General features: G+C 69.4%; 13 protein-coding genes. 6 read left to right on the top strand and 7 right to left on the bottom strand.

Annotated elements, in window-relative coordinates; all coding sequences use genetic code 11:
* The first annotated feature begins 46 nt into the window (after positions 1 to 46).
* Positions 47 to 1,324, top strand: coding sequence for a DUF3068 domain-containing protein (locus tag A5709_RS17660; RefSeq protein WP_197501059.1), 1,278 nt, complete (start codon positions 47 to 49; stop codon positions 1,322 to 1,324).
* An 8-nt stretch (positions 1,325 to 1,332) separates the two neighbouring features.
* A complete protein-coding gene (locus A5709_RS17655; RefSeq protein WP_068121169.1) occupies positions 1,333 to 3,033 on the top strand; it encodes a hypothetical protein in 1,701 nt (566 codons plus the stop codon).
* Here A5709_RS17655 and A5709_RS17650 read toward each other — a convergent pair.
* Positions 3,017 to 4,171 carry a glycosyltransferase family 4 protein gene (locus A5709_RS17650; RefSeq protein WP_068121166.1) on the bottom strand — a complete coding sequence of 385 codons (1,155 nt, stop codon included), beginning with the start codon at positions 4,169 to 4,171 and terminating at the stop codon, positions 3,017 to 3,019. The genes A5709_RS17655 and A5709_RS17650 overlap by 17 nt on opposite strands.
* 144 nt (positions 4,172 to 4,315) lie before the next feature.
* Here A5709_RS17650 and A5709_RS17645 point away from each other — a divergent pair, with 144 nt between their 5' ends.
* From A5709_RS17645 to A5709_RS17635, 4 genes are all read left to right on the top strand, one after another.
* Positions 4,316 to 5,083 carry a class I SAM-dependent methyltransferase gene (locus tag A5709_RS17645; RefSeq protein ID WP_068121165.1) on the top strand — a complete coding sequence of 256 codons (768 nt, stop codon included), beginning with the start codon at positions 4,316 to 4,318 and terminating at the stop codon, positions 5,081 to 5,083.
* A gap of 95 nt (positions 5,084 to 5,178) precedes the next feature.
* Positions 5,179 to 6,648 (top strand): aldehyde dehydrogenase, encoded by a 1,470-nt coding sequence (locus A5709_RS17640; RefSeq protein WP_067947532.1) that lies wholly within the window; start codon positions 5,179 to 5,181, stop codon positions 6,646 to 6,648.
* Positions 6,649 to 6,945: 297 nt separating this feature from the next.
* The gene (locus A5709_RS29115; protein WP_255360740.1) at positions 6,946 to 7,077 is read left to right on the top strand and encodes a hypothetical protein; all 132 of its coding nucleotides are present in this window, start codon (positions 6,946 to 6,948) and stop codon (positions 7,075 to 7,077) included.
* 89 nt (positions 7,078 to 7,166) lie between these two features.
* Positions 7,167 to 7,733, top strand: coding sequence for a TetR/AcrR family transcriptional regulator (locus tag A5709_RS17635; protein ID WP_067947586.1), 567 nt, complete (start codon positions 7,167 to 7,169; stop codon positions 7,731 to 7,733).
* Between the two features lie 4 nt (positions 7,734 to 7,737).
* Here the strand turns inward: A5709_RS17635 and A5709_RS17630 are convergent, their stop codons facing one another.
* The 6 genes from A5709_RS17630 to A5709_RS17605 form a co-directional block, all read right to left on the bottom strand.
* The gene (locus A5709_RS17630; RefSeq protein WP_067947530.1) at positions 7,738 to 8,034 is read right to left on the bottom strand and encodes a hypothetical protein; all 297 of its coding nucleotides are present in this window, start codon (positions 8,032 to 8,034) and stop codon (positions 7,738 to 7,740) included.
* Complete coding sequence (locus A5709_RS17625) at positions 8,031 to 9,524, bottom strand: class I adenylate-forming enzyme family protein (RefSeq protein WP_068121161.1); 1,494 nt, start codon at positions 9,522 to 9,524, stop codon at positions 8,031 to 8,033. The genes A5709_RS17630 and A5709_RS17625 overlap by 4 nt, the downstream gene beginning before the upstream one ends.
* Positions 9,525 to 9,584: 60 nt before the next feature.
* Entirely contained in the window at positions 9,585 to 10,361 is a 777-nt protein-coding gene (locus tag A5709_RS17620; RefSeq protein ID WP_369827369.1) for a crotonase/enoyl-CoA hydratase family protein, read from the bottom strand.
* Positions 10,362 to 10,479: 118 nt separating this feature from the next.
* A complete protein-coding gene (locus A5709_RS17615; RefSeq protein ID WP_067947524.1) occupies positions 10,480 to 11,889 on the bottom strand; it encodes a wax ester/triacylglycerol synthase family O-acyltransferase in 1,410 nt (469 codons plus the stop codon).
* Between the two features lie 44 nt (positions 11,890 to 11,933).
* Positions 11,934 to 13,115, bottom strand: coding sequence for an alpha/beta hydrolase (locus A5709_RS17610; RefSeq protein ID WP_068011594.1), 1,182 nt, complete (start codon positions 13,113 to 13,115; stop codon positions 11,934 to 11,936).
* Positions 13,116 to 13,304: 189 nt separating this feature from the next.
* The gene (locus tag A5709_RS17605; RefSeq protein WP_067947522.1) at positions 13,305 to 13,973 is read right to left on the bottom strand and encodes a methyltransferase domain-containing protein; all 669 of its coding nucleotides are present in this window, start codon (positions 13,971 to 13,973) and stop codon (positions 13,305 to 13,307) included.
* Positions 13,974 to 14,112 lie beyond the last annotated feature (139 nt).

Raw genomic sequence — 14,112 nt, 5'->3', positions numbered from 1 at the left:
GGGTCGCGGCTGACGGCGCAAGAGAGCACTAGGAGGGCACAGCAACGTGAACCGAGCAGTCATGTTGCGGTTCGCCGCATGCGGGATCATCGGTCTCGGGGCCGCCCTGCTGATCGCCGCGCTGCTGTTGTCGACGTACACCACCAGCAGGATCACGAAGGTCCCGCTCAACATCGACAGCACGCTGATCAGCGATGGCACCGGGACCGCGCTGGACTCCGCGTCCCTGTCGACCGATCACGTCGTCGTCAACCAGAACGTCCCCCTGGTCTCCCAGCAGCAGGTCAGCGTCGAGTCGCCCGCCAACGCCGACGTGGTCACGCTGCAGGTCGGAACCTCGGTCCGGCGCACCGACAAGCAGAAGGACAGCGGCCTGCTGCTGGCGATCGTCGACACCGTCACCCTCAACCGCAAGACCGCGATGGCGGTCTCCGACGACACCCACACCGGCGGCTCGGTCCAGAAGCCGCGCGCGGTCAACGACGAGAACCCGCCCACCGCGATGCCCCTGCGGCACGACGGGTTGTCCTACCGGTTCCCGTTCCACACCGAGAAGAAGACGTACCCCTACTTCGATCCGATCGCGCAGAAGCCGTTCGACGTCAACTACGACAGCCAAGAAGACGTCAACGGCCTGACCACCTACAAGTTCACCCAGAACATCGGCTACAACGCCGACGGCAAGCTGGTCGCCCCGGTGCCGTACCCGTCGCTGATGGCCGGCAACGAGGATGCCAAGCAGACCACCTCCGCGGCGATGTGGGGCGTGCAGGGCGGCGACCCGAACGAGCAGATCACCATGACCCGCTACTACGCGGCGCAGCGGACCTTCTGGGTGGACCCGGTCTCGGGCACCATCGTCAAGGAGACCGAGCACGCCAACCACTACTTCGCCCGCGACCCGCTCAAGCCGGAGCTGACGCTGGCCGACTACAAGGTCACCTCCAACCAGGACACCGTGGAATCGCAGGTCAACGCCGCCCGCGACGAGCGCGACCGGCTGTCGCTGTGGTCGCGGGTGCTGCCGATCACCTTCACCGCGGTCGGTTTGATCGCGCTGGTCGGCGGCGGCCTGCTCGCCTCGTTCAGCCTGCGGACCGAGAGCGCGCTGACCGATCCCGGCCTGGACCGGGGTGACCAGGACTTCTTCGGCCGCAGCGGGCTCGAGGAGCCGGTGCCCGGCGCCGAGGCCGAGACCGAGAAGCTGCCCACGCAGCGCCCCGGCTCGCGCGACGAGCCCGGCGCGGGCGCGCCCACTCTGGGCTCCGATGAGCCGCCCGAGTCGGGGCCGCCCGAGCCCGCCGGTCCACCCGAACGGGAATAGCCGGCCAGGTGCGCTGGACCCGACCCGGGTACGCGTTGGTCTTGGCGCTGCTGGTGGTCGGGCCGCTGCTCAAGCCCGGTTACCTGCTGCTGCGCGACGCGGTGTCCACGCCGCGCTCGTTTCTCTCCGATACCGCGCTGGGCTTGACGTCGGCGCCACGGGCGACACCGCAAGACTTCGCGGTGGCGCTGGCCTCACATGTGCTGGACGGCGGCGTGGTGGTGAAGGCGCTACTCATTCTTGGGCTCTGGCTCGCGGGATGGGGCGCGGCCCAACTGGTCGCGACTGCGCTGCCCGACGCGGGTGTGGCCGGTCAGCTCGTCGCGACCACGCTGGCGATCTGGAACCCCTATGTCGCCGAGCGGCTACTCCAGGGCCATTGGAGCCTGCTGGTCGGCTACGGCTGCCTGCCCTGGGTTGCGGCGGCGATGCTGGGGCTACGGACGGCCTCCGGCTCGTTCTTCGGGTTGGTCTTCTGGATCGCGCTTGCCGGGCTGACGCCGACCGGTCTGCTGCTCGCCGCGACCGTCGGGCTCGTGTGCGTGGCCGTATCCGGCGGCGGCCGGTCCCGCCGGGTGTGCGCCGCGGTGACGCTGGGCGCCGCGCTGGTCGCGGCGCTGCCCTGGCTGACCGCGTCGGCGCTGGGCCCGTCGTTGCCCTCCCACACGGCGGCGAACACGCTCGGGGTGGCCGCGTTCGCGCCGCGCGCCGAGCCGGGTCTGGGCACCCTCGCCAGCCTGGCCAGCCTGGGCGGGATCTGGAACGGCGAGGCGGTGCCGATCTCGCGGACCACCGTGTTCGCGGTGGCGTCGGCCGTGGTGCTGCTGGGCGTGGTGGCGGTCGGGTTGCCGACGGTGGCGCGCCGCCCCGCGGTGCGACCGCTGCTCGTGCTGGCGGCCGCGGCCGTCCTGGTTCCGGCCGGGCTGGCGACCGGCCCGGGCCTGCACCTGCTGGGCGCGCTGGTTGACGCCGCGCCCGGATTCGGTGTGCTGCGCGACGGGCAGAAATGGGTGGCGCTCGCGGTGCCGGGCTACGCGTTGGCGGGCGCCGGTGCGGTGGTGGCGCTGAGCCGGTGGGTGTGGCCGGCCCTGACGGCGCCGGTGTGCTGCCTCGCGCTGATCTTCGCGCTGCCCGACCTGGCCTGGGGCGTGTGGGGCCAGGTGTCGCCAGTGCAGTACCCGCGCGGGTGGGCGGCGGTGGCCGCCGCGATCAACGGCCAGCCCGCCGCGGTGGCGGTGTTGCCGGCCGGCACCATGCGGCTGCACTCGTGGTCGGGCCGGGCGCCGGTGCTGGATCCGTTGCCCCGCTGGGTGCGCGCCGACGTCTTGAGCACGGGCGACCTGGTCATCTCGGGGACCGTCATCCCGGGCGAGGGCGCCCGGGCCCGTGCGGTGCAGCAGTTGCTGCTGGCCGGGCCCGACCCGTCCGCCCTGGCCCCCGCCGGGGTGGGCTGGCTGGTCGTGGAGTCCGACACCGCCGGGGACATGGGCGCGTCCGCGCGGACCCTCGATGCGCTGACGCCGGTCTACCGCGACGACGACCTCGCGCTCTACCGCATCGGCGGCCACACCGCGGAGGTGTCCGCCTCGGCCCGCGTTGCGACGCTGATCGCGCATCTGGCGTGGCTGGCGGCGCTGATGCTGGGCGGCGCCGGCGCGGCCTTCGACGCGTGGCGGCGGTGGCGGATTGGTGCTACACCACGCCGCTGACCGGGTGGCCGGTCCGCACGGCCTCCAAGACCGCGCGCATGGCGTCGGCGCTTTGCCGCCAAGAGAATTCACCGCTTCGGGTGTGCGCCTTGGCGCCGAGTTGATCGCGGAGCACGGGGTCGGAGAGCACCTCTTCGAGACGATCCACCAGTTCGGCGTGGGTGTCCACCAGGATTCCGGTCACCTCGTCGACGATCGAGTCCGACAGACCGCCCGAAGACCGGTAGCCGATAGTCGGCACCCGATGCTGGGCCGCCTCGACGACCGCCAGGCCCCAGCCCTCCTTGCGCGAGGGCAGCAGCTGCACCCAAGAGCCTTGCAGCACATGGTGTTTGGTCACGTCATCGACGTGGCCGTGAAACGTCACCGCGTCGGAGATGCCGAGCCGATGGACGTGGTCGACGAGCCGCTGTCGCCACCAGCCGTCGCCGACGATGTCGAGGTGCAGGCCCGGCATGCGCGGCCGCAGCTGCGCGACGGCCTCGAGAGCGTCTTCGATCTGCTTGTGCGGCACCAACCGCGACAGGACCACCACCCGCGGCGTGGCGGCGCGCGGGCCGGACAGCGTGCGCGCCGGGGCCTCGTCGAGGCCGTTGCGCACCACCGCGATCCGCGCGTTGTCGACCCCGAGCGTCACCAGGTCGCGCGCCGACGGCAGCGACACCGTCACGTACTGGTTGCCCCGGTTCAGCCACGGCGACAACGTCGACTCGACGAACCAGCCGAGCCGGCCCAGCACCGGCCCGGCCACCGGCCACTGCTCGCGGTGGCAGTGGTGCACCAGCACGACGACCCGGCGGCCGTACACCAGCCGGGCGAGGAACGGCAGGCCGTTCTGGGTGTCGACGACCACGTCGGGCCGCACCCGCCGCAGCGGTCCGAGGCCCAGCCGCGCCGCCGCCATCGCGAGTAGGGCCCAGACGTAGACGGAATACCGGCCGCCGGCGCGGTCGATGCGCACGCCGTCGACCACTTCGCGCCGTGAAGCCCCGGGGTAGCGGGCGGTGCGCAGCGTGACATCGATGCCGGACGCGGCCAGCTGCGCGCCGATGCGCTGCAAGTAGGCTTCGCTTCCGCCGCCCTGCGGGTGTCCGGTATCGCGCCAGCACAGCAAGAGCACGGAGCGCAGACCAGACATCACCGGTCAGCCTAGCCCGGTGACCTAGCCCAGCGGCGATGCGCTCGCGGGGGCGGCCCGTTCCTTCACTTGGGCCACACTGGCCTCCGCCGGGGACGGACTAGAACTGCCCGACGGCGCGCCCGCGCTGCGTAGGGTTGGCCGGTGGCCGTGACTGACGTCTTCGCGCGCCGGGCGACCCTGTCGCGCGCGCTGCGGCTGCTGTCGGAATTCCGCTTCGAGCAGTCGGAGCCGGCCCGGTTCTACGGCGCGCTGGCGGCCGATACCGCGGCGATGGTCGGCGACCTGTGGCTGGCCGCGACCGGCGAGAGCCCGGCCGGCCGCACCCTGCTCGACGTCGGCGGCGGTCCCGGCTACTTCTCGGCCGCGTTCGCCGACGCCGGAATCCGCTACGTCGGCGTCGAACCCGACCCGAGCGAGATGCACGCCGCGGGACCCACGTCCGCGAACGGGGCGGGGAACTTCGTCCGGGCCTCGGGCATGGCGCTGCCGTTCGCCGACGACTCGGTGGACATCTGCCTGTCGTCCAACGTCGCCGAACACGTGCCGCGACCGTGGCAGCTCGGCACCGAGATGCTGCGGGTGACCAAGCCGGGCGGGCTGGCCGTGCTCAGCTACACCGTCTGGCTGGGCCCGTTCGGCGGGCATGAGATGGGCCTGACCCATTACCTCGGCGGCGCCCGGGCCGCGGCCCGCTACGCCCGCAAACACGGGCATCCGGCGAAAAACAACTACGGGTCGTCGTTGTTCGCGGTGTCGGCGGCCGACGGCCTGCGATGGGCGGCCAGCACCGGGGCCGCGGTGGCGGCATTTCCCCGCTACCACCCCCGATGGGCGTGGTGGATGACCGCGGTGCCGCTGCTGCGGGAGTTCCTGGTCAGCAATCTGGTGCTGGTCCTGCAACCCCAATAGTGAAACGTGTTCTCGTTTCGCGTCGGCTTGGGTAGGGTTGGGCCCATGCGCGCCGGCGACGATGCAGCGCGGAGCAATGAGGAGGAGCGGCGCAGATGGCCGACAGCAAGACCGAATACGACAAGCTTTTCATCGGCGGCAAGTGGACTGAGCCGTCGACCGACGAGGTGATCGAGGTGCGCTGCCCGGCCACCGGCGAGTATGTCGGCAAGGTGCCGCTGGCGGCGGCCGCCGACGTCGACGCCGCGGTGGCCGCGGCCCGCGCGGCCTTCGACAACGGACCCTGGCCCACGACCCCACCGAAGGAGCGCGCGGCCGTCATCGCCAACGCGCTCAAGTTGATGGAGGAGCGCAAGGACCTGTTCACCCAGCTGCTGGCGGCCGAGACCGGCCAGCCGCCGATGGGCGTCGAAACGATGCACTGGATGAGCTCGATCGGGGCGCTGAACTTCTTCGCCGGCCCCGCCGCCGACCAGGTCAAGTGGAAAGAGGTCCGCACCGGCGGCTACGGGCAGAGCATCGTCTACCGCGAGCCCATCGGCGTGGTGGGCGCGATCGTCGCGTGGAACGTGCCCCTGTTCCTGGCCGTCAACAAGTTGGGCCCGGCGCTGCTGGCCGGCTGCACCGTGGTGCTCAAGCCGGCCGCCGAAACCCCGCTGAGCGCAAACGCTTTGGCTGAGGCCTTCGCCGAGGCGGGGCTGCCCGAGGGTGTGCTGTCGGTGGTGCCCGGCGGAATCGAGACCGGCCAGGCGCTGACCTCCAACCCGGGAGTCGATCTGTTCTCCTTCACCGGCAGCTCGGCGGTCGGCAAGGAGATCGGCCGCCGCGCCGCGGACATGCTCAAGCCGTGCACCTTGGAGCTCGGCGGGAAGTCGGCGGCCATCGTCCTCGACGACGTCGACCTGGCCGCCGCGATCCCGATGTTGGTGTTCTCCGGGATCATGAACACCGGACAGGCCTGCGTCGCCCAGACCCGGATCCTGGCCCCGCGCTCCCGCTACGACGAAATCGTCGACGCGGTAAGCGCTTTCGTGCAGGCGCTGCCCGTGGGCCTGCCGTCGGACCCGGCCGCCCAGATCGGTTCGCTGATCTCCGAGAAGCAGCGCGCGCGGGTCGAGGGCTACATCGCCAAGGGCATCGAAGAGGGCGCGCGGCTGGTGTGCGGCGGCGGCCGCCCCGAGGGCCTGGACGGCGGCTTCTTCGTGCAGCCCACGGTCTTCGCCGACGTCGACAACAAGATGACGATCGCCCAGGAGGAGATCTTCGGGCCCGTGTTGAGCATCATTCCCTACGACACCGAGGAGGACGCGATCAAGATCGCCAACGACTCGGTGTACGGCCTGGCCGGCAGCGTGTGGACCACCGACGTGGAACGCGGCATCGCGGTCTCGGAGAAGATCCGCACCGGCACTTACGCGATCAACTGGTATGCGTTCGACCCCTGTTGCCCGTTCGGGGGTTACAAAAACTCCGGCATCGGCCGCGAGAACGGCCCTGAAGGTGTCGAGCACTTCACCCAGCAGAAGAGCGTGCTCATGCCGATGGGCTACACGATCGACAGCTAACGCTCCGCACGCCGAGCGCGCACTCACCGCCAGGGATCACCAGGAACCTCGCGGTGGGTGCGCGCTCGGCGTTTCGCTTTTGACGGCTGTGCCCGCCGCGGTGAGGCATGACCCGCAAATTATGCAATAAAGCATAGAAACCTGCTTGTTACACGACCGTCAATCAGCGTTCAGGCCCTCTCGCAACGACGTTTCCCGTGGTTCGACGTTTGCATAGGGAATAGATTTGCTTACTGGACCGCTGTCTTATATGCTTCTAAGCATAATCATGGGCTGCACTTAGGCCGGGAGAGAATCATGTGGATCATCGAGCTGAACATCGGCGGCTATCAATTCACCCGCGAGATGCCCGACCTCAAGCGCCGGAATTTCCGCTTCAGCCCCCGCAGCATGCATTGGCCGGTACTGCGGCATTCACACGCTGCATGACGTTAGCCACGGGAGGCACGAGAGTGGCGACCACGAGCGAAACGACGCAAGACCTCACCCCGACGAAGCGCGGCGGCACGCGCAGGAAAATGCTGGCCAGTGCCGCCGAGGTGATGCGTGAACGAGGCGCCGCGGGAGTGACCATCGATGCGGTGCTCGCGCGCAGCGGCGCACCGCGCGGCTCGGTCTACTACCACTTCCCCGACGGCCGCAACCAGATCCTGATCGAGGCGCTGCGGTATTCCGGGGATTCCATCACCGCGATGATCGACGACGCCGCCGAGCAGGGCGCCCGGGTGCTGCTGGCCAAGTTCGTCGAGTTCTGGGAGCGTCTGCTGACCGAGGATGGGTTCAACGCCGGCTGCCCGGTGGTGGCGGCGGCGATCGGCTCGGACGACGACGACGCCCAGCTTTCCGCCGAGGCCGGTGCCATCCTTGGCCGCTGGTGCGCGTCGCTGACCCGGGCGTTCACCCACGACGGATTCGACGAGCCATGCGCCGCCTCGCTGGCGGTGATGTCGATCGCGGCGCTGGAGGGCGCCATCGTGCTGTCCCGCTCGACCGGCAGCATCGACCCGTTGCGTCAGGTCGGCGATCAGCTCGAATTCCTGATCAAGGCAAGGGAATTCGTGCTCCGCAACAATATCGGGGAGTAACTCCTCAGTCGCTGGCAGGCAGCGGCTTGACCTCTTTGAGCTGCAGCGCGGTCGCACCGACGCTCAGGCTCCCGGCACCCGGCTTGGTCACCAGCACCTCGGCACCGGTCTCGTCGACGTAGCGCTTGCCCATCACGGTGCCCTCGGCAAAGGCCGGGTCCAATTCGCCCGAACGCTCGGCGCCTATCGGCACCATAGGCGCACCGCCACAACGCAAGTCGTCGAGGCTGTCGGCGCTCCTGACGACGATCACCTGCGTGTCACACACCTGGCTGGCCAAGCGGGTTCCGTTCTTGATCATGCCTTCAGCCCTTCTAGCATCTCGATGATCTCCCGGCGAAGTACCTTGCCGGTGGGGGTCGTGGGCAGCTCGTCGCGAAACACTACCCGGTCCGGGGTTCGCGACCCGCGCAAGCTTTTCCGGACATGCTCGCGCAATTGCTCCGGATCCGGTTCCGCGCCGGGGCGGGGCACCACCACCGCGACGATCGCCTGGCCCCACTGCGGGTCCTCGACACCGACCACGGCGACATCCCGCACGTGCGGGTGCTCCACCAAGACCTCCTCGAGCTCGGCGGGCGCGATGTTCTCACCGCCGCGGATGATGGTGTCGTCGCTGCGGCCGCCGATGAACAGGTAACCGTCCTCGTCGAGCATGGCGATGTCTTTGGTTGGGAACCAGCCGTTTTCGTCGAGCACCGAGCCGATCCCGGTGTAGCGGCCGGAGACCTGCTCGCCGCGGACGAACAGCTCGCCGGTTTCACCCGGCCCGAGCACGTTGCCGTCCTCGTCGCGGATCTCGATCTCGATGCCGGGCACCGGTTGCCCGACCGACGCCAGCCGCCTGGCGACCTGCGGCGTCTCCGCGGCCTGCGCCGCCCGGTGGTCGTCCGGGGTGAGCACCGCGATGGTCGAGCTCGTCTCGGTCAGGCCGTAGGCGTTGACGAAACCCACGTCCGGCAGAAGTTCGAGGGCCCGGCGGACGAGTGGCAGTCCCACCTTGGACCCGCCGTAGGCCAGGTTGCGCAGCGACGGCAGCTCGTGGCCGCCGGCCTCCAGCGCGGCAACGATGCGGTCCAGCATGGTGGGCACCACGGTCGCGGTGGTCACGTTCTCGGCGTTGATCAGCCGAACCCATTCCTGCGCATCGAAATTCGGCAGGTAGACCATCTTGCGCCCGGCGTACAGGTTCGACAGCGCGGCCCCCACCCCGGCGATGTGATAGGGCGGCACGCAGATCAGCGCGGCGTCGCTCTCGGCGGCCGACTCGAATTCCACGGTGCCGGTCACGTAGCTGGTCAAGTTGTTGTGCGACAGTTCGACGGCCTTGGGTTGCGACGTGGTGCCCGAGGTGAACAGCACGATCGCGACCGAGTCCGGGTCGGCAAACTCCGCGGCCGGCTCGTTATCGCGGGCGGCCGAAAGGAATTCGTCGGTGGTCATCAGCCGCGCCGCGGCGTCGCCGACCATGTCCCGGTAGCGGCTGTCGACGATCACCAGCGGCTCGGGCAGGCGGCCGATGAGCGCCTGGATGCCGTCGGCGGACAGCCGGTAGTTGATCGGGGTGAAGGGCAGCCCGGCGCGGGCGGCGGCGAAGATCAGCACCGGCAGCATCGCACCGCCGGTGCCCACGTAGGCGACGTGCCGGGCATTCGATCCCGCGATCACCCCGGCGCCGCCGTCGGCGAGATCGCTGAGCTGCTGCGTTGTCAGCCGTGTGTCGCCGGAGACCACCGCCGTCCGCTCGGGATTGCTCGACGCGGCCATCTCGAGCAGCAGCGAAATGCTCATCCTCGGTCTTTCCGGTTCCTCAGCGGTTTACAAAACTACGCCATAGTGTAACTCGGCCGCTTACGTGCCCGTCCAGCGCGGTGGGCGCTTCTCAGCGAAGGCGATCGCGCCCTCTTTGGCGTCGTTGGACGCGAACACCGGCGCCAGCAGCTTGTTCTGCTCGGCGAACATCTCCTCGGGGCTCCAGCCGCGCGACTCGACGATGATCCGCTTGGTGGCGGCCACCGCCAACGGCCCGTTGGCGGCGATCTTCTCGGCCAGCGCGATGGCCTCGTCGAGCGCCTTGCCCGGCTCGGCCAAGACGTTGACCAGCCCCAGCTTGTGCGCACGTTCGGCCGGCAGGTTGTCGCCGGTGAGCGCGAGCTCCATGGCGATCGCGGACGGGATGCGCTGCGGCAGCCGCAGCAGACCGCCGCCACCGGCGACCAGCCCGCGCTTGACCTCGGGGATGCCGAAGGCGGAATCCTTGGACGCGACGATCAGATCGGTGGCCAGGGCCAACTCGGTTCCGCCGGCCAGGGCGTAGCCCTCGACCGCCGCGATGAGCGGTTTGACGGGCGGGCGTTCGGTGAAGCCCATGCCGCGCCCCTGGACTATGGGGAGCTCGCCGCGCGCGAAGGCCTTGAGGTCCATGCCCGCGCAGAACGATCCACCGGCGCCGGTCAGGATGCCCACCGAAAGACCCGGGTCGCCGTCGAGCCGGTCGACGGCCTCGGCCAGGCCGTTGGCCACCGCGGCGTTGACCGCGTTCTTGGCCTTCGGCCGGTTGATCGTGATGATCAGGATCCGATCCCGTTGTTCGACCAGGACTTCGGGTTCGCTGGCTTCTTCGCTCACGGTGCTCACGTGCCGCACAGCTCCTTAGGGGTAGGGATGGCTGCTTATCCGACCGATGGTAACGGTCCACGGAAATGGCATTGGCACCAGTCGAGAGTCCCGTTTCCGGGAACAGTCCTCAGGCCGGCGCCATCGCGGCTTCAATGACGGTGAGGTCCTCGGAAAGCCCTGCAGCCCTTCGTATTTCGATGAAGTCGGCGACCATGGCCTCGGTCACCTCGTGTGGATCCTTGAGCGTGGCACCGTCGGACAGCACCGAGATGTTGAGCTGGTCGACGTAGCTCCAGACGGTGATGTTGAGGCCGCTACCGGCGGTCAGCGGGCCCACCGAATAGATCTCGGTGACCAGCGCCCCGCCGACCCGCCCACGTTCGCGCGGTCCAGGCACGTTGGAGATGTTCAGGTTGAGGATCTTGTTGTGCCCGTCGCGCCCAGACGCCCACCGGAAGAACGCCTGCGTGGGCGCCGGCGGCATGTAGGCCGCCCAGCGGCTGACCAACTCGGGCCCCATCAGCTGGTTGCTTTCCTTGGCGGCGATGGCGTTCTCGTGAGTGCACCGCACCCGCTCCAGCGGATCGTCGGAGTCGGTCGGCAGGCCCACCAGCACGCCGGTGAAGCGATTGCCCGAGATCCGCTCGGGCGAGAAGTCGAAACTCATCGGCACCGACGCCAGCAGGGGCACAGCCGTGCCGTCGTAGCGCAGCAACAAGGTGCGCAGGGCACCGGTGGCCATGGCCAGGACCATGTCGTTGATCGTCGCCCCGAGCCGCTTGCCGGTTTCCTTGACGTCGGCCAGCGCCAGGGTGGCGGTGGCGAACCGGCGCTCCGCGTTGATCTTGTGGTTCATGAAAGTCGGTGGCGGTTCGAACGGCCGGCTCAACTCCGGTGACAGCTTGCGCGAGCTGCGCCGGACCCGGCCCAGCCCCTGCGCGGTGTAGCGGATATTCGCGGGGATCCGCCCGACGTGGCGCAGATGATCCGCGAACGCCGAGCCCATCAACTGCCGGGTGGTGGGCGCCGGGTCCGACACGTATGGGCCACCCTCCGGCCCGGGCTGCAGGTCCATGCCGCGGGCCATCAGGTTGGCCGAGGCGACGCCGTCGGCCAGCGCGTGGTGGATCTTGCCCACCACGGCGATCCGGTTGTTCGCCAGGCCCTCGATGAAGTACATCTCCCAGAGCGGGCGGCTGCGGTCCAACGGTGTGCTGGCGATGCGCCCGATGGCCTCGTCCAGCTCGCGCCGGCCGCCGGGCGCGGGCAACCGCATCGGGCGAATGTGGTAATCGAGGTCGACCTCGCAATGCTCCCGCCACATCGGGTGGTGCAGCTGGAAGGGGATCTCGACCAACTGGTAGCAGAATGGTTCGAGCTTGCCCAACCGGCCGCGGATGACTTCGCGAAACGCCTCTACGCCGAAGTCAAGCCGATCGGAATCGAGTTCGATCACAGCGGCTTTGATGGTGTGCATGTGCACGTTCGGTGTCTCGCTGTAAAGCAGAACCGCGTCCCACCCGCTCAGCCGTTTCACCGCTGCCCCTTACCCATAAAGGGACCATACTCAGCAGCGGCAGTTCAGATAACCTCTTTGGCCGCGTTTGTCTTGGTGCGATAGACCTGGTTGAGGAACAGCGAAGTCGCGTGCGCCGCCGCGCCCGCGCGCTCCCCGTCGATGAGGTCGTACCCGTGGCCCGCGCCGGGCAACTCGAGGTAGCCCACCATCGAATGCGAGACCGCCCGCATCCGTTCGACGAAGCTGCGCGCCTGCTCGACCGGAATGACGCTGTCCTTGCTGCCGTGAATCACCAAGAACGGCGGCGCATTTCGATGCACACGCGCCATCGGCGACGCGTCCCGGAACACCTGGGGGTGGCGGTCCATCCGGCGCTGGACCACGACCCGCTCCAGGAAGTCGACGAACCGGTCCCGCTCGCGGGTCGACCGGTCCTCCCAGTCGTAGCGACCGTAGATGCCGACGACGGCGTCCACCGAGGTGTTGGCCCCTTCGGGCAGCTTCGCGTGGTACTGCGGGTCGTCGGGGGTCAGACCGGCCAGTGCGGACAGGTGCCCGCCGGCGGAACAACCCGCCACCGCGACGAAATCGCGGTCGCCGCCGAACTTGTCGACGTTGGCGCGCGCCCACGCAATCGCCGTCTTGACGTCGATGATGTGCCGCGGCCAGCGGTGGTGCGGGGCGACGCGGTAGTCGATCGCCAGGCAGACCCAGCCCTGCTCGGCCAGCCGGGACATCAGGGCCGAACCCTGGCCCATGGCCTTGCCGTGCACCCAAGCGCCGCCCGGGACGAAGATCAGCACCGGCGCGGGGTGCGCGGGCAGGTCCTTGCGGCGCCAGACATCGAGCACCTGAGCGGGGTGGTCGCCGTAGTGAACCGCGCGGCGGTGGAGGTAGCGGCGCTGACGCATCGCCTCCCAAATCGGGGGCGTCCGTCCCGCCGTGGGCCATTCCAGCTCCAGGTCGGCGGCCGACACGATGCCCCGCAGCGCCGCGACGGAGAGGTCCTGAAGGCTGACGTCGTCACCGCGGATCGCTTCGGCGGCGTCCTTCGCCTGACGCGGCTTGGTCATTCCGGAGAAGAATTCGGGGGCGTGCCGCGCGCCCCAGATGCCCATCGCAGTGAGGCCACCCAGCGGTTCGAGGTGCTTACCGACCACCGGCAGCGAAGCACCCGCCGCGCTCAAGGCCAGCGCGTAGTCGCCGGGACGAGCCCGCAGCAACCATTTCGCGCACGATGTCATAGGCGGCCTCCTTGCCGTGGTGTTAGGGCAGCGTACCCCCGGCCCCGGGTCCGAAACTGACGTTTGCGTCGACGCGACAGCCGACATTCGAAAGTCACCCGGCCAGCGATTGCTCGGTGCGAATACCGGCTGCTATAGAGCCACTGTGGAATTTGCTGTCGACGCGGGCGGAGGCCGGTCGCGACACGCTCACATCGCCGCCAGGCAGGCGATCACCCGCCCGCCGATCAGGCGGACGCCGGTCAGCGTCAAACCGACCTGCGCGGCGAGCGCGGCGGCGCTGTCCACGCCCACCGACGCCCACCGGAACCAGGGCCCGATCTCGCATGCGGACTCCAGCCGGACCCAGCGCGAACGGATGCCGATGTTCTCGGCGTCGAACTCGGCCACGCAGTGCCCACCGCGGGCCAGCAGCTCGGCGGCCCGCCCCAGGATGCGGCGCGGGTCACCGCCGAGGCCGACGTTGCCGTCGACCAGCAACACCGTCTGCCACGACCCCATCGCGGGCAGCGGGTCGAACACATCGCCCAGCAGGACCGGCGCACCGCCGCGGCCCGCCAACCGGATCGCGGCCACCGAGCGATCGATGCCCAGGGCCGGTATCCCCCGCTGAATCAGCCGGGCGACCAACCGGCCAGGCCCGCATCCCAATTCGATGGTCGGCCCGGTGCACATCTGCGTGACGGCTTCGTCGAAGACTTCGTCGAAGGCGTCACCAGATCCATCACCGGGACACACGTCATCGGGACATCGCACGCCCAGCCAGCGGTGGGCCGGCAGCGGTCGCAGCTCGCCGTCGTCGTGGCGAATCCAACATCGCTCGCCGTCGAGCGCCCGATCGTAGAGATGCCCCAGCATTCACGTCCCTCGCGTCGTGCCCGGCCGGGCGGTCCACGCTCGGTCCCGGTGAGGGACGTTGCGACGACGAAACGCTGGCGCGTACCGTCCTCGCCAGCATTCCACCGATACCCCGATATATGTACGGCTAATCCACCGC

It is taken from the genome of Mycobacterium sp. E1386 (genome assembly GCF_001672745.1).
Taxonomy (GTDB): Bacteria; Actinomycetota; Actinomycetes; order Mycobacteriales; family Mycobacteriaceae; genus Mycobacterium.
Note: the sequence above shows the minus strand (reverse complement) of the source record. Positions and strands in the feature narration are given on the sequence as shown.

Excerpts from the sequence above, each read along its gene's own strand:
- A5709_RS17605 (WP_067947522.1), bottom strand. The coding sequence starts at position 13,973 with ATGCTGGGGCATCTCTACGATCGGGCGCTCGACGGCGAGCGATGTTGG.
- A5709_RS17630 (WP_067947530.1), bottom strand. The coding sequence starts at position 8,034 with ATGATCAAGAACGGAACCCGCTTGGCCAGCCAGGTGTGTGACACGCAG.
- A5709_RS17610 (WP_068011594.1), bottom strand. The coding sequence starts at position 13,115 with ATGACATCGTGCGCGAAATGGTTGCTGCGGGCTCGTCCCGGCGACTAC.
- A5709_RS17650 (WP_068121166.1), bottom strand. The coding sequence starts at position 4,171 with ATGTCTGGTCTGCGCTCCGTGCTCTTGCTGTGCTGGCGCGATACCGGA.
- A5709_RS17640 (WP_067947532.1), top strand. The coding sequence starts at position 5,179 with ATGGCCGACAGCAAGACCGAATACGACAAGCTTTTCATCGGCGGCAAG.
- A5709_RS17635 (WP_067947586.1), top strand. The coding sequence starts at position 7,167 with ATGCTGGCCAGTGCCGCCGAGGTGATGCGTGAACGAGGCGCCGCGGGA.
- A5709_RS29115 (WP_255360740.1), top strand. The coding sequence starts at position 6,946 with ATGTGGATCATCGAGCTGAACATCGGCGGCTATCAATTCACCCGCGAG.
- A5709_RS17625 (WP_068121161.1), bottom strand. The coding sequence starts at position 9,524 with ATGAGCATTTCGCTGCTGCTCGAGATGGCCGCGTCGAGCAATCCCGAG.